This window comes from Leptotrichia rugosa, assembly GCF_041200005.1.
Lineage (GTDB): Bacteria > Fusobacteriota > Fusobacteriia > Fusobacteriales > Leptotrichiaceae > Leptotrichia > Leptotrichia rugosa.
Genome location: NZ_CP165644.1, coordinates 1509988 through 1527029, shown reverse-complemented (window position 1 = coordinate 1527029; position 17042 = coordinate 1509988). Strand labels below are relative to the sequence as shown.

The window sequence follows — 17042 nt, the reverse complement described above, 5'->3', positions numbered from 1 at the left end:
TTATTCTATAGTGTATTAATAAAGAGTTTTTAACATTAAAAAAACTTTCGATTTCTTAAAATAAATTTTGAATTTTCAATTTTAAATTGTGAATATCTAAGCTCAAATCCAAATAGATAGCTAGGCTGTAAATTTACGGTGTCAAAGTAATGGTAGCACTTGAGCCTCATTTTTTATCTCTTTAATATATTTTAGTATAATTTAATTAATTTTGAAATAAAAAAGTCGAATAAAAATTCAGATGATTTTTTCGTATAATATGTTTCTTAATAATAATTTATATTATTATCAACGTGTTTTTTGCTAAAATTTTGTGTTATAATATAATTAAAATTAAAGAGAGAAAAGAAAGGTGAGAAATATGGAACATAAAGAATTTGCGGAAATTTATGATGTATTCATGAAACACGTAGATTATGACAGTTGGTATAATTTTCTTAGGAGTTTTATTAGGGAAAAAGGAACTTTGCTGGATTTGGGATGTGGAACTGGGGAGTTTTCAGTTCGATTTTTGAGAGATGGATTTTCAGTGACTGGAGTTGATTTGTCAGAGAAAATGTTGGACATTGCGGAGAAAAAAATAGCTGATAAAAAACTTGAAAATTGCGACTTTAAACTTATAAAAGAAAATATTATAGATTTTGAGAGTACTTTTAAAAATGGTGAAATTTGCCAAGTTGACAATATTATTTGTAATTTTGACACGGTAAATTATTTGAAAAATGGAAGCGAATTTGAAAAGTTTTTGGAAAAATGTTCTAAAAATTTGAAAAAAGATGGATTTTTAATTTTTGATGCCGTCACGGAAGATATTTTTTCTGAAATTTTTGAAAATGATGTATTTTTGGATGAAGAGCCTGAATATACGAGTATTTGGCGTCACGAAAAACTTTCGCAAAGAAAACATCTTGTGGAAATAGATTTGTTTGTCAGGGAAAATTCCAATGATAATTTATTTAGAAAATACAACGATATTCAGTACAAATTTATTTATGATCCGAAGTGGATAATTAAAACTGCTCAAAAAAATGGATTTGAAATATTTGACACGGCGAGTAATCCTGAATTTGGGGAGAGCCGAATATTTTTTGTATTAAAAAAAATATAAGTTAGGAGAAAAGTAAATATGTCAGAAAATAAAAAAAATTTTAATATAAATGAAAAAAATACAGACAAAAAAAATATTGATGAAGAAGAAAAAAGAAAAGAAAGAATTTATGAAATTGAAAAAAAACTTGGACGGCACAATGAAAATGAGAAAAAAAATCGAAAAAGAAATAATAAACTTATAAAATATTTTGCACTAGCTACAAATATGGTTTATACTTTATCCGTGCCAGTACTTCTTATGTTAGGATTTTATATGCTTTTAAAAAAGTTTTTATTTAAAACTGATCAGCCGATAGTTTTAGTTATATTTCTTGTGATTGGCGCGGTTTCAGGTTATTGGTCTTTAATTAAACAAATTAATAATATAAAGTGAGGAGTAAAAATGTTTGAAAATATGCCTTGTGAAATAAGAAAAAATTATAAACTTTCAATTTATATTACAATAATTGTATTTTTTATTGGACTTGTTTTTAAAATTGTAGAACTTTACTTTGGATTTTTTGTGGGAGGAATAATTTCATTAATAAATGTTAGGCTTCTTATTTCGGGAATAAATAAGATTTTGTACTTTAAAAATAATCCAAAATTACATGGAAATTTTGAGCTTTGGAAAAGACTTTTAGTTTTTTGCATCGGAATGTTTATTGTTGGAAAAGTCAGCCAGAGATATTTTGTGGGGCATGTACTGACAAATCTTTTATTTACTGGGATTGGAGCGACAAATTATAAACTCTCGATTATTTTGAATAATTATTTAAAAAAAATTAAACAATAATTATTTTTGTATTAATAAAACATTGTATTATTTTATTGAAAAATAGATTAAAATATCTAAATAAAAAGACTTGATTATGATACAAAGTCAATAAAATCAAGAAAAAGTGAAATTTTAAACTAAAGAATAAAATTTGCAAAAAAAAAATAATTGGAGTATAATGAAAGTACGAGTGAAGTTTTTAATCTTTTTGCTCCAAAAATAAAAAAGAACTCTTAGAAGAAAGGAGGAAAATTGATGAAAAATAAAGTTTTTAAATTTATTGGACTCTTAATTCTTATGATGGTGATTGTAAATGTTATTTTGGCAATTGTAAGTACGGTTTTGCCGATTAATTTTGAATCGCCGAGTTCAGTTGTAGAGCCCCCGCATTATTTTAATTTTATTATCGGCAGCTTTAAATTCTCGCTAAGTCAGACAGTATTAAATACTTGGGTTTTAATGCTTGTAATAATGTTTATTATAAATTTGGGGACAAAAAATGCAAGTGTAAAAAATCCAAGCAAAATGCAAATTATAATGGAAGAATATTATAATTTTATTGAAAATACATTTCTTACAACTTTTGGAAAATATAAAAAGAAATATGTTCCATTTTTTGCGGCACTATTTGCCTTTATAATGTTTTCAAATTTATGTGGATTTCTATTTCCGTTTGTGATAATGATTTTAAAAGGACAGCATGGAATGGAAATAAAACCATTTTTTAGAACGCCGACAGCTGATCCAAATACGACAATTGGACTGTCACTTGTAGTAATTGTTCTTTTTTTAACAGTTTCTATAAAAAAAGGCGGATTTAGAGCATATTTAAAATCGTTGTTTGAACCAATGTGGTTTATGTTTCCGCTAAATATTGTTGACATCTTTTCAAAAGTTTTGAATACATCAATGCGTTTATTTGGGAATATGCTTGCAGGATTAGTAATCGTGGGACTTTTATACAGCCTTGTGGGGCATCAGTTGTTTCAGTCTATAACGAATAATTTATTAAAAGGAAATTTCTCGTTCGCAGTGGGTTGGACAATGATTTTACAACTATATTTAGATTTATTTATAGGAATTGTTCAAGCGTTTGTCTTTACAGTGTTGTCATCCGTTTATATCAGTGAAGGATTAGGCGAAGAAGAGGAAGATGAATAATTTAAGATAAATTTGAATATCAAAGAGTATAAAGAATAAAAAACTAATAAAAAAAATAAAAAAATAGGAGGATTTAAAATGGCAGCAACAGCAGAAATCATTAATGCAGCAGCATTATTAGGAGCAGGAATAGCAGCAATAGGAGGAGTTGGAGCAGGACTTGGGCAAGGAATTGCAACAGGATATGCAGTAGAAGCTATTTCAAGACAACCTGAAGCAAAACAAGACATTATGCAGACATTAATTACAGGATTGGCAATTACTGAGTCATCAGCAATTTATGCATTAGTAATCGCATTCTTATTAATTTTCTTAAAAGGATAGTTCTTATATTTTTAAAGAAAGGTTGTGAGTGTCATAAATTTAAAAAAAATAACAATAGGATTGTATTTAATTACATTTTTTAATATATCTTTTGGAGTGGCAGTAAATAACCAAACACAAAAAAAATCTGAAACTACAAAACCTAAAACAGTAACTCCAAAAAAAGGAACAGGAACACTGAAAAAGGAGACTGGCGATAAATCAAAAGAAACAAAAGAGGTAACTAAGCAGACAACTACAAAGAAAACGGCTGGAAGTACCCAAAAAAATGACACAAAAATTACAAAACCAGCACCAAAAAGTTCAGCTACAACAAAGACAAAATCTGTTAAAACACCAGCAAAAACAGTTGATAAAAAAGTAGACACAAAATCGATGCCAAAAACTTCAAATCCAGTAAATAATAAAAAGCTTCCTAAAATAATGGGAAAAAAGACTTCTGATGAAAAAAATCCAGAAAATAAAAAGAATAACAATAATTCATCTGGAAAAAAAACAACTGAGGGAAAGTCAAATAATAGTGGAATAAATAAACCATCGAGTACTAAGGGTTTAAGTGATGTAGAGATAGGAAAAGATATAAATAAAACTAAGAAATCAATTGAAAAAGAGTTTTCTGGTAAAAAAGAAAATATGAAAATTTTAGAGAAATCGCAAAAAATGGTAGATGATAAAATTGAAAAAGATAAACAAGTTGATAGGGTAAAAATAGATAAAATTACAAAAGTAAATCCTGAAAAAATATTGTCTTTCACTAAAAATTCGGAAGAAATTTTAGCAAGTGCAACTATGGTGTCAACTGAAAATTATAAAATTTTATTTACTGGAATTAATGAGGTCAATTCTGATGAAAGTAGTGAACTTACAAAATCTGATAAATTAAATACAAGTTTTGTTGCTGGTTTTCAGATAAAAAAGCCAGAAATTGAACTGGAAAGTGTAAAAGTTTATTTGATTGTATCTGAAAAAAGTGAAAAATTATTGATTTCTTCAAAAGTTCCAGAAAATAGAGTAAAGAGAGAAGAAAATAAACCTTTTGTGGAAGAATGGGGAACTGAAGTTGGTAAAAATTCTAAAATAAAAGGGTTTGGAAACGAGAAAGACCAAAACCCTGTCAGTTGGAATGGAGAATCGGACATTATTGGTACAGTTAGTTTAAGAAATTTGTTAAAAGATAATAAAATTGATTTAGAAAAAGTAAAAATTTCTAAATTAAAAGATCTGTTTCCATTAAGCAACAAAAAATATCGTTATTTATTTAAGTTTGTGATAAAAGCTAAAGGAAAAGAAGAGGAAGTTATTTTTCAACCTATATATTTTGAATATAAAATTAATAGGGGTAAAAATATAAAATAAAAAATAATTCTAAAAAATTAAGGAGAAAAAATGAATGAAGGAGCAAAATTAGTAAATATTGATTTTACAATGGCTATTCAAATAATAAATTTTTTAGTATTAGTCTATTTTTTCACGCGGGCATTTTCAAAAAAAATTGGAAAAATTTTGGAAGATAGAAAAAAATGGCGTTATCAGAAATGGAAATCGTTGAAAATGAAAAAGAAAAATTGGAAGAAAAAAGAAAAATATTGAAAAGTTAAAAAAAGAATCCAAAAGACGTGCAAATGACATTTTGATAAAAGCTGAAAGACAAGCTGATGAAAGAAAAGATCAAATTATAAATTTGGCTATGAATAACCGTGAAAGAATGATGATGAAAGCGGAAGCTGATATTGAAAAAATGCGACAAAAAGCTAAATTTGAGTTGCAAAAGGAAGTCGGAGAAATGGCTGTGGATCTTGCAGAAAAAATTATTAAAGAAAATATTGATAAAAGTCAAGATAAAACAATTGATAAATTTATTGATGGATTAGGAGATTAAAATTATGGAAGACGAGATTGCAAAAACATATGCCAAAGCTATCTATGATATAGCAAAATCTTCTAATAAAATAGATGAAGTTCGAGAAGTGCTTAATATTTTAATTGAAAAATATTCAGAAGAAGAACAGTTTAGAAGAATTTTAGAAAATCCGATAATTAAATTTTCTGAAAAGGAAGAGTTTTTAAAAAAATCTTTTAGTTTTGCTAGTGCAGAGTCAATTAAAGTGGTAAGATATATCATTAAAAAAAATAGATTATCTTCAGTAGCGAAAATAAAAGCTAAATTTTTGGAAATTTATTACAAGGAAAATAATAAACTTCCTGTGACAGCTATATTTGCAAAAAAATTATCAAATGAACAGGAAAAGAAATTAACAAAAAAATTGGAAAAAAATACAATAAAAAAATTGTATTAAATTTAGTTGTTGATAAAAGTATAATTGGTGGAGGAATCATAAAGGTAAACGATGAAATAATTGATGGTTCAATAAAAAATCAAATAAGCGATATGAAAAAAGTTTTTTAGAAATGGAGGTGCTTTTTTTGAAGATTAAACCAGAAGAGGTAAGTAAGATAATTCGTAGCGAAATAGAAAATTACAAAAATAAAATTGATATTTCCAACACTGGAACAGTTCTCGAAGTTGGAGATGGAATTGCTAGAATTTATGGATTAAGTGATGCTATGTCTGGAGAACTATTAGAATTTGAGAATGGTGCAACTGGAATGGCTCTAAATCTAGAAGAAAGCAATATCGGAGCAGTTATTTTTGGAGAAACAATCGGAATAAAAGAAGGAAGTTTAGTAAAGGGAACGGGAAAAGTTGCACAAGTGCCTGCTGGAGAAGAATTACTTGGAAGAGTTGTAGATGCACTGGGAAATGCTATTGATGGAAAAGGTGAAATAAAAGCTAGTAAATATATGCCAATAGAAAGACAAGCTTCTGGAATAATAGCAAGAAAACCTGTAAGTGAACCGCTACAAACTGGAATAAAAGCAATTGACGGAATGTTTCCAATTGGAAAGGGACAAAGGGAACTTATAATTGGAGATAGACAAACTGGAAAAACAGCAATAGCAATTGACGCAATAATAAATCAAAAAGAAAATGACACAATTTGTATTTATGTTGCAATTGGACAAAAAAGATCGACAGTTGCACAAATTTATAGAAAATTAGAGGAAACAGGAGCGCTTGACTACACTATAATTGTGGCGGCAACAGCGTCAGAATCTGCACCGCTTCAATATTTGGCACCATATGCGGGAGTGGCAATGGGAGAATATTTTATGGATAACGGAAAAAGTGTTTTGATAATTTATGACGATTTGTCTAAACACGCTGTAGCTTATCGTGAAATGTCTTTACTGCTTAAAAGACCGCCTGGAAGAGAAGCCTTTCCTGGAGATGTATTCTATTTGCACTCAAGACTTCTTGAAAGAGCTGCAAAATTAAGTGATAAATTGGGTGGTGGATCAATTACGGCACTACCGATTATTGAAACAAAAGCTGGAGATATTTCGGCATATATTCCAACAAATGTAATTTCGATTACAGATGGACAGATTTTCTTGGAAACTGATTTATTTAATTCAGGATTTAGACCAGCGATAAATGCAGGAGTTTCTGTATCAAGGGTCGGTGGATCAGCACAAATAAAAGCAATGAAACAAGTTGCTTCAAAAGTGAAATTGGAACTTGCACAATATAATGAATTACTTGCGTTTACACAATTTGGTTCAGACTTGGACAAAGCGACAAGAGATCAATTAAATCGTGGTTCTAAAATAATGGAAGTATTAAAACAAGGACAATATAGTCCGTATAAAGTGGAAGAACAAGTAATTTCATTTTACTGTGTAACAAATGGATTTTTTGACGATGTTCCAACAGAAAAAGTTCGACAGTTTGAAAGAGAATTAATTGATGCACTTTCAAGCAAAACGATTATTTTGAAACAGATTTTGGAGAAAAAACAGATTGATGATGAAATTAAAAATTCTTTAAATGACTTTATTCAAGACTTTAAAGAAGAGTACGTCTGGTAAGTAGGTGAAAAAATATGGCTGCAAATATGAAAGAAATAAAAGAGAGAATTGACAGCGTAAAAAATACGAGTCAAATCACAAATGCGATGAATATTGTTTCTTCTACAAAATTTAAAAAGTTTCAAGTATTGACGCTAAAATCTCGTAGTTATGCGGAGACACTGGATATAGCGTTTGATAACTTAGTTGCGGGATTAAAAGGTAATAAATTTGTAATATTCGATGGAAAATCTCAGGTAAAAAAAGTTGGAATTATTGTTATGACTTCAGATAGAGGGCTTTGTGGAAGTTTTAATTCAAATACGCATAGAAAACTTGAAGAAATGAGAAGAAATTTTCAAAAAGAAAATAAAGAGATTTCTGTAATTACAATCGGAAAAAAGGCGAAAGATTATTGCAAAACAAGAAATATAGATGTCGATAGTGAATATACACAAATGATACCTGAGACTATGTTTGAAAAAGCAAAAAAAATAAGTGAAGATGTTGTACAGTTTTATTTGGATGACTACTATGACGAAGTTTATTTAATTTACTCAAAATTTGTATCAGCGGTAGAATATAATATCCAGACAGAAAAATTACTTCCAATTGAAAAAAAGGAAGGGCTTCCAACAAAAGAGTATATGTTTGACCCATCGGAAGATGAAGTGCTAAATGCGTTTATTCCACAAGTTTTAAACATAAAATTGTATCAGGCTCTTTTGGAAAATTCTGCAAGTGAACATTCAGCCAGAATGTCAGCAATGAAGCAAGCCAATGACAATGCTGCAGATATGATAAAAAAATTGGAAGTGCAGTACAACAGAGAACGTCAAGGACTTATAACACAGGAATTGACGGAAATAATCGGAGGTTCATCGGGAGTACAGTAGAAATTAAATTTACATAAACAGAAAGGAGAGCGAAATTAATCAATGAATAAAGGTAAATTAGTTCAGGTAATTGGACCAGTTATAGATGTAAGATTTGAAAATGAATTGCCAGACATTTATAACGCTTTGGAAGTCCAAACAAAGAGTGGTAAATTAGTTGCAGAAGTACACTCGCACAACGGAAACAACGTAGTAAGAGCAGTAGCGATGTCTGGAACTGACGGATTAAGACGTGGGCTGGAAGTAATTGACACAGGAAAACCTATTCAAGTACCAGTTGGTAGAGATACTTTGGGAAGAATATTCAATGTTTTGGGAGAAACGGTTGATGATGGAGAACCACTTGATAATGAAAGCGTTCTAAAAGAGTCAATTCACAAAGAAGCACCATCTTTTGAAGAACAAGGAACAGACACAGAAATCTTGGAAACTGGAATAAAAGTTGTAGATTTATTAGCACCATATTTAAAAGGTGGAAAGATTGGACTTTTTGGAGGTGCAGGAGTAGGAAAGACTGTGCTTATTCAAGAGTTAATTAATAATATTGCAAAAGGACACGGAGGACTTTCTGTTTTTGCAGGAGTAGGAGAACGTACAAGAGAAGGAAGAGATTTGTATAATGAAATGACTGAAAGTGGAGTTATAGATAAAACTGCCTTAGTATACGGACAAATGAATGAACCACCTGGTGCAAGACTAAGAGTAGGTTTGACAGCGCTTACAATGGCTGAATATTTTAGAGATAAGGAAGGACAGAATGTACTTTTATTTATCGACAATATTTTTAGATTTACTCAAGCTGGAGCGGAAGTTTCGGCACTACTTGGAAGAATGCCATCAGCAGTTGGTTATCAACCAAATTTGGCAACTGAAATGGGAGCGTTGCAAGAAAGAATTACTTCAACAAATGCAGGTTCAATTACATCAGTTCAAGCTGTATACGTTCCAGCGGATGACTTGACTGACCCAGCACCGGCAACAACGTTTGCACATTTGGATGCAACTACGGTGCTTTCAAGACAGATTGCTTCACTTGGAATTTATCCAGCGGTCGATCCGCTTGATTCTACATCGAGAATATTGGAACCAGAGATTGTTGGAAATGAACACTATAAAGTTGCGAGAGATACTCAGAAAGTGTTGCAAAGATATAAAGAATTACAAGATATAATCGCTATTTTGGGTATGGATGAATTGGATGAAGAAGATAAATTAACCGTAAACCGTGCAAGAAAAATTCAAAGATTTTTCTCACAACCATTTTCTGTTGCAGAACAGTTTACTGGAATGAAAGGGAAATATGTACCTTTAAGGGAAACAATTCGTGGATTTAAAGAAATTTTGGACGGACTTCACGATGATTTGCCAGAACAGGCATTTTTATATGTAGGAACTATTGATGAAGCGGTTGCAAAAGCAAGAGAATTAATGGCAGAATAGAATAAAAATAGGAGTGTTTAATTTACTCTTTTTCATATTTATAAAATTTTTTAGTTGTTAAAGGAGGGAAGATGGCTACAGAATTTATTTTAAAAGCAGTAACTCCAGAAGGTCTTGTGTTTGAAAAACCTGTTACTTTTGTGAAACTTAGAACAGAAAACGGAGATATTGGGATTCTTGCCAAACATATAAATTTTATTTCTCCAATCGGTGCCGGAGAAATGGTAGTTAGAGAGAATGATAAAGAAGAGGTCACATATTATTTGGAAGGCGGATTTTTGGAAGTAAGACAAGATAAAGTCGTAATTTTAGGAGAAACTTTGGTTGAATCGACAAAAGCTGAAGCTGTCAAAAGAGCGAGAATTGCGGCAATTGAAATTGCAAAGAAACACAAAATTCAAGAAGAACGGGATATTTTAGGGACTAAAAAACGACTTCAAAGTAATTTGACAAGAAAGTAATTTTAACAAAAAGATAGCAAGAAGTCTCCGACTTCTATAAGTGGGAGATGAATTGCAGAATATAGCTTGAAATAACAGCTCTTATATGGTATACTATTCATAGTCAGGGCAGGGACTGCCCGAAGAGCTTGGTAAATATATTTGGCTAGCAAAAGCAGATACTTCCCAAGAAGCTCCCTCTTCTACAAGTGGGAGTGGTTCACTGTAAAATATAGGTATAAAAAAATTTATGGGAGGCGGTGTTATCATGATGCAAAAAAATTATAGGGCAAAAAGGACACATTATAGAAATTATGTAAACAAAAAATTTACAATTAATAAAAAAATGGAAAAAGAATTGAAAAAAATATCAAGATTCGTTCCAATGGAAGTAATTGAACGAATGATGATAGTAAAATTTTTAAAAAATATTTTTGAAATAAAAAGAAGTAAAGTTTTTTATAGAAATTTTATAAACAAAAAATTAATAGGAAATTTAGGTCAAAAATATAGAAAAATTTTTAGAGAAATATCTTTTAATTATGAAGGTATGACAGTGGAACAGTTAAAGGGAAGACATATTGAAACAGAAATAAATCAGTCAAAATTTGCGATAGGAACAGAATTTGATGGAAATTCTAATCATGAAGATATTTATTTTGATAAATCACCACTTCCATATTCATACTTTGTAGATGAAATAGTTCTTATGCCTAAAAATCCAACAACATTGTTTGCTTATTGGGAAATTAGAGAAGAAACATTTACAAGATTGTCTAATGACAATGGAGTAATTGATAATGTAATTATCAAATTGTTTAAAAATGGACAAGAATATAGAAAAATAGTAAGACATGAAAGAATAGGTTCACATTATATTACTGATGTTGATGTAAATGAACATTATGAAGTTTCAATCGGATATGAAGATGTTTATGGAAACTTTTCTGAAGTAGCGCATTCAGTTGAAGCAATTTCACCAAATGATAAAATGTCTGATAATTTAGATTTGTTATGGGGAACTGTAAAAGAAGATGAAAATACAAATCAACTTATAAAATATATAAATGTTCCTGTAATGACACCAGAAAACAAAGAGTTCTTGGAACTTTCTGGAGAATTTGAAGGTGAAACAGGAGATGAATTTGTTTATGAAATAATAAGAAGATTAAGAAAAGTTGGTTCATCTGAAATTTTAGTCGAAGAAGAAGCATTAAAAGGAAGAACATTGAAATCAAAACCAGATAGGCTTGATATGAGTGGAGCTAGAAGTAGTTAATGAGCAATTAATTTTGAGAGAATAAAATGTTCTCTCATTTTTTTTATCAGTTAATTGTGAAATTTTGGATAAAGGAGATGAAATCAGAAAATATGAAAAATTTAGAAAAAATAAACGAATTAAAAAAAATAATAGAAGAAAGTAAAAAAATTGTGTTTTTTGGAGGAGCTGGAGTTTCCACAGAGTCTGGAATTCCTGATTTTAGAAGTGCAAATGGAATTTATAGTCAAAAGTTGAATAGACATTTTTCACCTGAAGAGCTGATTTCGCACACGATGTATTTAAAATATCCAGAAGATTTTTATGATTTTTATAAAAAAAATTTAATTTATAAAAAAGCTAAACCCAATTTTGCACACTTTTATTTAGCTAAACTGGAAAAAGAAGGAAAACTGAGTGCTGTTGTAACTCAAAATATTGACTGTCTACACGAGATGGCTGGAAGTAAAAATGTTTTGAAAGTGCATGGCACAATTGATAGAAATATTTGTACAAAATGTGGCAAAGTCTATAATTTAGACGAGTTTTTGAGTTTTTGCGAAAAGGAAGAAATTCCACACTGTCCTGACTGTGGTGGAGTTATAAAGCCAGATGTGACTCTTTATTAAATAGTGCAAGAATACCCGCGACTTTAGTCGTGAGATGAATTTCACGAAAATTTTAGTAAGCATATAGGGAAACTTGTATGTAGACACGGAGCAAAACCGTGCAACAAAGAAACTGAACTGCTGGGAACTCTTAAAGCTAGTATAACCACAACATAATACCTTCGTTAAAATATGGTATAGGTGTGAAGGTAGCGAAAGCAGAAAAAATATACTAGATGGTATAAGGTTAAAACCTAAGTATTATGATAATAGACAATCAGCAGCTAAGCCTGAAAAGGAAAGTTCAACGACTATCCCTCGTGAGGGAGTACAATACAAGCGGTTGGTATTGGAAGTGGTTTCGCCTAAGTCCTTGAAATAGGATATGGATAAGATATAGTCTGTGCTTGTTAGAGATAACAAGAAGTTCATAAGAGAACTGCATAAGTAGTAGCGAACTTATGTGAACGACGCTTCCCGCTGTTGCGGGGTTTTAAAAACTTTAAAAATATTTAAAAATAAATAAAAAATATTACTTTTTAATAGATAAGATGTAGGATATATAGTATAATATCTCTGATGAAAAGGAGGTGATATCTATGTATTTAACTTTAAAACAGCAAGTAAAACATCTTAGCAAAAAGGAGTTTAGGAATTTAAAACATTTATCTCATATAGCCAAGAACTTAACTAATGAAGCTATATATAATATTAGACAGTACTATTTTAATAAGAAAAAGTATTTAAGTTATAACGAAAACTATAAAATGCTTAAAAACAGTGAGAACTATAAGAAGTTAAATTCTAATATGGCTCAACAAATTCTAAAAGAAGCAGACGGAAGTTTCAAATCATTTTTTGGACTTTTAAAACTTGCTAAAAATGGTCAATATGATAATAAAAAAATAAAATTACCTAAATATCTTGCTAAAGATGGATTTACAACTCTTGTTATAGGTTTTGTTAGATTAAAAGATGGTATGCTGATTATTCCTTATTCAAATTTATTTAGAAAGACACATAAGGAAATCGCAATAAAATTACCGCCAGTATTAAAAGACAAGAAAATAAAAGAGATTAGAATAATACCAAAACAACATTCTAGGTACTTTGAAATTCAATATACTTATGAGGTAGAAGAAGTTCAAAGGGAATTAAATAAAGAAAATGGACTAGGAATAGATTTAGGTATAGACAATCTTTGTACTTGTGTTACAAATGGTGGAGTATCATTCCTAATAGATGGTAGGAAATTAAAATCAATAAATCAATACTATAACAAGATAAATGCAAAATTACAAAGCATAAAAGATAAGCAAAAGACCTCCCGCACAACATTAAGGCAAAAGAGAATAGCTAGAAGGAGAAATAATCGTATAGAAGATTATCTTTCAAAAGCAGCAAGAATAATTGTAAATTATTGTCTTAATAATGATATAGGAAAAATAGTTCTGGGATATAATGAAGATTTTCAAAGAAATTCAAATATAGGAAACATAAATAATCAGAACTTTGTAAATATACCATATGGAAAATTAAGAGATAAATTAATATATCTATGTAAACTATATGGAATAGAATTTAAGCTGCAAGAAGAGAGTTATACATCAAAAGCAAGTTTCTTTGATGGAGATGAAATTCCAATATACGATAAAGAAAATCTGCAAGAATATATATTCAGTGGAAAAAGAATAAAAAGAGGACTATATCAAACAAGTACAGGTAAACTCATAAATGCAGATTGTAATGGAGCATTAAATATATTAAAAAAAAGTAAAGTTGTGGACTTAAGCGTCCTATACAATAGAGGTGAGCTGAACACGCCTAAAAGAATAAGGGTAGTGTAAAGCTATCAAACTTCTTAGAAAATTTTTAAATAATTTTAAAGATTTTAGAACCCTGTGACTTTAGTCGTGGGAGGTTCAGGAAGAAGGTCTAAATATGGAAGTCTTTTCAGAAGCGATAAGACAAATTTCAAATGCTGATACTTTGATTATCGGCGGAACATCTTTAATCGTTCATCCAGCAGCTTCATTGATTCAATATTTTAATGGAAAAAATCTCGTTTTAATTAACAAAAGCTCAACTGATAAAGATTATTTGGCAAATTTAGTCATTCACGATAAAATTGGAGAAGTTTTTAAAAAATTATAATTGACAAAATATATTAAAATGGTAAAATATTATAAATAATTTAAATTTTTTGGAAAGTGAAAATTTTAGATGGAAGATAAAAATAATAATGGAAATAGGGATAAAAATAAAAAAATAAATATAAAAACTTGTGGAAAACTTTATATTGCTGGAGAATATGCCGTATTAAACTGTGGAAATAGTGCGATTATAAAAAATGTTGATATTTTTATGAATGCACAAATAAATTTTTCTAAAAATTCAGAATATCATATATTTTCAGATATGTTTGATTATTTAGTTACACTTAAATACGATAAAAATTATTCATTAATTCAAAATACGATAAAAAATGTAAATGATTTTTTGATTTTAAGTAAAATAAATCCAGAGCCAATTGATTTAAAAATAACTGGAAAAATGGAGAAAAATGGGAAAAAATATGGAATCGGATCAAGTGGAAGTGTTGTAATTTTGGTAATAAAAGCTATGTTTGAGTTATATTATAAAAAATTAAATAAAAAATTTTTTTCAAAAGAAATAATTTTTAAATTGGCAGCTTATACATTGCTAAAATTGGGAGATAATGGCTCAATGGGAGATTTAGCCTGTATTTCTTATGAAAATATGGTATTTTACACATCTTTTGACAGGGAAAAAATAAAAGAATTTATTGAAAAAAAAGATTTAAAAGAAGTTTTGGAGATGGACTGGGGATATAAAATTGAAGAGATAAAATGTGGAATTGAATGCAATTTTTTAGTTGGCTGGACGAAAAAGCCGTCAATTTCTAGTGAAATGATTAAAATTGTGAAATCTTCAATAGATAAAAAATTTTTAAGTGAAGTTCAAGATATTGTAAATAATTTGAGAGAAGCTATTATTAACGGAGAAAAAGAAAAAATAAAAAAATTAATTGAAAATAATGGAAATATTTTGAAAAAATTAAATGAAAATATTTATAGTTTAGAATTGTTAAAACTTGTTCAAGCTACACAAGGACTTGATATATGTGCTAAAAGTAGCGGTTCTGGCGGTGGCGACTGTGGAATTGCGATTTCTTTTGATGAAAATGACAGTAAAGAATTGATTAAGAGATGGGAAAAATTGGAAATTGAGATAATATTTTCTGGAAAATTATAAAAAATGGATAAATTAAATAAATAAATTAAAACTTAAAAATAAATAAATAAAAAATTTAAGAATTTAAATATTAAATAAAAGAAAGGAAAAAATTTATTTATGAAAAGAAAAGATGATCACATTAAGTTTGCTCTACGGTGTAAAAGTGATTATAATAGCTTTGACGATGTTCAGTTGGAGCATAGTTCACTGCCAAAATATAATTTGGAAGAAATTGATTTATCGACAAATTTTGCAGGGCATAATTTTAAGTTTCCGTTTTTTATCAATGCGATGACAGGTGGAAGTGAAGCTGGAAAAAATATCAACGAAAAATTGGCTAAAATTGCAAATGAATGTGAAATTTTGCTTGTAACTGGTTCATACAGCGCAGCACTGAAAAATAAAGATGACGATTCGTTCAAAATTGTGCGAAAAAATAATAAAAATTTATTACTTGCGACAAACATCGGAATAGATAAAGATTTCACAAGTGGACAAATAGCGATAAAAGAATTAAATCCAATATTCTTGCAAATTCATATAAATCTTATGCAAGAGCTCATAATGCCTGAAGGAAGTCGAAATTTTAATGAGTGGGAAAGTAATTTGGGAGATTTTGTAAAAAATATAAAAGTTCCGTTGATCTTAAAAGAAGTTGGCTTTGGAATGGACAGCAAAACCATTGAAAAAGCGATAGAATTGGGAATAAAAACAGTGGATATAAGTGGTCGTGGCGGAACAAACTTTGCTTATATCGAAAATATGCGCCGTAAAAATCATTTTGAATATTTGAATGACTGGGGAAAGACGACGGTTCAAGCACTTTTGGATGCAAAAAAGTTTGATGGAAAAGTTGAAATTGTTGCAAGTGGTGGAGTGAGAAATCCGCTTGATGTAATAAAATGCCTTGTATTAGGAGCAAGTGGCGTTGGAATTTCAGGGACAATTTTAAAATTTTTGAGTGAATATTCTACAGATGAAATTATAGAAATTTTGAATAGCTGGAAACATGAGTGTAAAATGATAATGTGCGCTTTAAATGCGAAAAATTTAAATGAATTAAAAAATGTGAAATATTATTTGTATGGAAAAACACTAGAGTATTATAAAAATTTATAAAGAGGAGCTGATTTATGAAAAAAAAATTAGTTGTGTATGATTTTGACAAGACAATTTACGATGGAGAAACTGGAGTTAATTTTTCGGTATTTTATTTAAAAAAATATCCGCTAAAATCTATCTTATTTTTGATTACTTATTCCAGATATTTATTTTTGTATCTTTTTAAAATTGTAAATTTGTCAAAAATAAAGGAAAAATATTTTAAATTTTTGGAATCTCATACAAAAAGGAAATACAGGATTTGATTGATGAATTTTGGGAAACAAAAAAAAGTAAAATTTATCCTTGGGTAAAAGAAGAGTTAAAAAAAAATAAAAAAGAAGCCGACTTTGTCATTGTGAGTTCAGCAAGTCCGTTATTTTTAATCGAAAATTTTTTACTCTCACAAGGATTTGATGTGATTTTTGGAACAAAATTTGTGGGAGATAATCAAAAAAAATTTGTTGCTCAAATTAATGGGAAAAATAATAAAGGTGATGAAAAAGTAAAAAAATTAAACAGATGGGCAAAGCAAAATAATTATGAAATTGAAATAGTGAAATTTTATTCTGATAGCCTTGCTGACAAGCCTTTGTATGATATTGCAAAGCAAAAATTCTGGATAAAAAGGGGTAAAATTTTAGAAGGAATGCCAAAGAGAAAAACTTTAATTGATAAATTATTTTGGAACTAAAAAAATAAAAATATAAAAAATGAAAAGATTGTTCTAATTTTAGAGCAATTTTTTTATAAAAAAGTAAAAATAATGTAAAAATAACA

The 17042-nt window shown here is 29.1% G+C and carries 20 protein-coding genes and 1 pseudogene; all 21 read left to right on the top strand.

What is annotated here, in order from left to right; genetic code table 11:
* Positions 1 to 361 precede the first annotated feature (361 nt).
* The 21 genes and pseudogenes from AB8B22_RS07575 (at position 362) to AB8B22_RS07475 (ending at position 16956) form a co-directional block, all read left to right on the top strand.
* Entirely contained in the window at positions 362 to 1108 is a 747-nt protein-coding gene (locus AB8B22_RS07575) for a class I SAM-dependent DNA methyltransferase (RefSeq protein WP_369710654.1), read from the top strand.
* Positions 1109 to 1126: 18 nt separating this feature from the next.
* Entirely contained in the window at positions 1127 to 1483 is a 357-nt protein-coding gene (locus AB8B22_RS07570; RefSeq protein ID WP_094079999.1) for an AtpZ/AtpI family protein, read from the top strand.
* 9 nt (positions 1484 to 1492) lie between these two features.
* The gene (locus tag AB8B22_RS07565; protein WP_369710653.1) at positions 1493 to 1885 is read left to right on the top strand and encodes a hypothetical protein; all 393 of its coding nucleotides are present in this window, start codon (positions 1493 to 1495) and stop codon (positions 1883 to 1885) included.
* A 237-nt stretch (positions 1886 to 2122) separates the two neighbouring features.
* Complete coding sequence (gene atpB / locus AB8B22_RS07560) at positions 2123 to 3028, top strand: F0F1 ATP synthase subunit A (protein WP_369710652.1); 906 nt, start codon at positions 2123 to 2125, stop codon at positions 3026 to 3028.
* Positions 3029 to 3106: 78 nt separating this feature from the next.
* Positions 3107 to 3352, top strand: a complete 246-nt coding sequence (atpE, locus tag AB8B22_RS07555; RefSeq protein ID WP_068156643.1) for an ATP synthase F0 subunit C — start codon at positions 3107 to 3109, stop codon at positions 3350 to 3352.
* Positions 3353 to 3448: 96 nt separating this feature from the next.
* Positions 3449 to 4708: a hypothetical protein gene (locus tag AB8B22_RS07550; protein WP_369710651.1), complete on the top strand. Its 1260-nt coding sequence runs from the start codon at positions 3449 to 3451 to the stop codon at positions 4706 to 4708.
* Between the two features lie 30 nt (positions 4709 to 4738).
* The gene (locus tag AB8B22_RS07545) at positions 4739 to 4942 is read left to right on the top strand and encodes a hypothetical protein (protein ID WP_369710650.1); all 204 of its coding nucleotides are present in this window, start codon (positions 4739 to 4741) and stop codon (positions 4940 to 4942) included.
* 40 nt (positions 4943 to 4982) lie between these two features.
* On the top strand, positions 4983 to 5231 hold the full coding sequence (locus AB8B22_RS07540) for a hypothetical protein (protein ID WP_369710649.1): 249 nt from the start codon (positions 4983 to 4985) through the stop codon (positions 5229 to 5231).
* Between the two features lie 4 nt (positions 5232 to 5235).
* Positions 5236 to 5759: pseudogene (gene atpH, locus AB8B22_RS07535) on the top strand (ATP synthase F1 subunit delta).
* Positions 5760 to 5776: 17 nt separating this feature from the next.
* Positions 5777 to 7282, top strand: coding sequence for a F0F1 ATP synthase subunit alpha (gene atpA, locus AB8B22_RS07530; RefSeq protein WP_094080005.1), 1506 nt, complete (start codon positions 5777 to 5779; stop codon positions 7280 to 7282).
* Positions 7283 to 7296: 14 nt separating this feature from the next.
* Positions 7297 to 8157, top strand: coding sequence for an ATP synthase F1 subunit gamma (atpG, locus tag AB8B22_RS07525; protein WP_094080006.1), 861 nt, complete (start codon positions 7297 to 7299; stop codon positions 8155 to 8157).
* 42 nt (positions 8158 to 8199) lie between these two features.
* A complete protein-coding gene (gene atpD, locus AB8B22_RS07520; protein WP_094080007.1) occupies positions 8200 to 9597 on the top strand; it encodes a F0F1 ATP synthase subunit beta in 1398 nt (465 codons plus the stop codon).
* Positions 9598 to 9668: 71 nt separating this feature from the next.
* Positions 9669 to 10058, top strand: a complete 390-nt coding sequence (gene atpC / locus AB8B22_RS07515) for an ATP synthase F1 subunit epsilon (protein WP_211614270.1) — start codon at positions 9669 to 9671, stop codon at positions 10056 to 10058.
* Positions 10059 to 10305: 247 nt separating this feature from the next.
* On the top strand, positions 10306 to 11316 hold the full coding sequence (locus AB8B22_RS07510) for a DUF4912 domain-containing protein (RefSeq protein ID WP_369710648.1): 1011 nt from the start codon (positions 10306 to 10308) through the stop codon (positions 11314 to 11316).
* A 77-nt stretch (positions 11317 to 11393) separates the two neighbouring features.
* On the top strand, positions 11394 to 11924 hold the full coding sequence (locus AB8B22_RS07505; protein ID WP_369710647.1) for an NAD-dependent protein deacylase: 531 nt from the start codon (positions 11394 to 11396) through the stop codon (positions 11922 to 11924).
* A 578-nt stretch (positions 11925 to 12502) separates the two neighbouring features.
* Positions 12503 to 13750 (top strand): RNA-guided endonuclease InsQ/TnpB family protein, encoded by a 1248-nt coding sequence (locus AB8B22_RS07500; protein WP_369710646.1) that lies wholly within the window; start codon positions 12503 to 12505, stop codon positions 13748 to 13750.
* 94 nt (positions 13751 to 13844) lie between these two features.
* Entirely contained in the window at positions 13845 to 14057 is a 213-nt protein-coding gene (locus AB8B22_RS07495) for a hypothetical protein (protein WP_369710645.1), read from the top strand.
* Between the two features lie 69 nt (positions 14058 to 14126).
* Complete coding sequence (locus AB8B22_RS07490) at positions 14127 to 15179, top strand: phosphomevalonate kinase (RefSeq protein ID WP_094080010.1); 1053 nt, start codon at positions 14127 to 14129, stop codon at positions 15177 to 15179.
* Positions 15180 to 15278: 99 nt separating this feature from the next.
* Complete coding sequence (gene fni, locus AB8B22_RS07485) at positions 15279 to 16280, top strand: type 2 isopentenyl-diphosphate Delta-isomerase (protein WP_369710644.1); 1002 nt, start codon at positions 15279 to 15281, stop codon at positions 16278 to 16280.
* 14 nt (positions 16281 to 16294) lie between these two features.
* Entirely contained in the window at positions 16295 to 16528 is a 234-nt protein-coding gene (locus AB8B22_RS07480; RefSeq protein ID WP_369710643.1) for a hypothetical protein, read from the top strand.
* Complete coding sequence (locus AB8B22_RS07475; RefSeq protein WP_369710642.1) at positions 16525 to 16956, top strand: haloacid dehalogenase-like hydrolase; 432 nt, start codon at positions 16525 to 16527, stop codon at positions 16954 to 16956. Before AB8B22_RS07480 ends, AB8B22_RS07475 begins: the two co-directional genes overlap by 4 nt.
* Positions 16957 to 17042 lie beyond the last annotated feature (86 nt).

Coding starts and splice junctions, on each gene's coding strand:
- AB8B22_RS07575 (WP_369710654.1), top strand. CDS start 362: ATGGAACATAAAGAATTTGCGGAAATTTATGATGTATTCATGAAACAC.
- AB8B22_RS07570 (WP_094079999.1), top strand. CDS start 1,127: ATGTCAGAAAATAAAAAAAATTTTAATATAAATGAAAAAAATACAGAC.
- AB8B22_RS07565 (WP_369710653.1), top strand. CDS start 1,493: ATGTTTGAAAATATGCCTTGTGAAATAAGAAAAAATTATAAACTTTCA.
- atpB (WP_369710652.1), top strand. CDS start 2,123: ATGAAAAATAAAGTTTTTAAATTTATTGGACTCTTAATTCTTATGATG.
- atpE (WP_068156643.1), top strand. CDS start 3,107: ATGGCAGCAACAGCAGAAATCATTAATGCAGCAGCATTATTAGGAGCA.
- AB8B22_RS07545 (WP_369710650.1), top strand. CDS start 4,739: ATGAATGAAGGAGCAAAATTAGTAAATATTGATTTTACAATGGCTATT.
- atpG (WP_094080006.1), top strand. CDS start 7,297: ATGGCTGCAAATATGAAAGAAATAAAAGAGAGAATTGACAGCGTAAAA.
- atpD (WP_094080007.1), top strand. CDS start 8,200: ATGAATAAAGGTAAATTAGTTCAGGTAATTGGACCAGTTATAGATGTA.
- atpC (WP_211614270.1), top strand. CDS start 9,669: ATGGCTACAGAATTTATTTTAAAAGCAGTAACTCCAGAAGGTCTTGTG.
- AB8B22_RS07510 (WP_369710648.1), top strand. CDS start 10,306: ATGATGCAAAAAAATTATAGGGCAAAAAGGACACATTATAGAAATTAT.
- AB8B22_RS07505 (WP_369710647.1), top strand. CDS start 11,394: ATGAAATCAGAAAATATGAAAAATTTAGAAAAAATAAACGAATTAAAA.
- AB8B22_RS07500 (WP_369710646.1), top strand. CDS start 12,503: ATGTATTTAACTTTAAAACAGCAAGTAAAACATCTTAGCAAAAAGGAG.
- AB8B22_RS07495 (WP_369710645.1), top strand. CDS start 13,845: ATGGAAGTCTTTTCAGAAGCGATAAGACAAATTTCAAATGCTGATACT.
- AB8B22_RS07490 (WP_094080010.1), top strand. CDS start 14,127: ATGGAAGATAAAAATAATAATGGAAATAGGGATAAAAATAAAAAAATA.
- fni (WP_369710644.1), top strand. CDS start 15,279: ATGAAAAGAAAAGATGATCACATTAAGTTTGCTCTACGGTGTAAAAGT.
- AB8B22_RS07480 (WP_369710643.1), top strand. CDS start 16,295: ATGAAAAAAAAATTAGTTGTGTATGATTTTGACAAGACAATTTACGAT.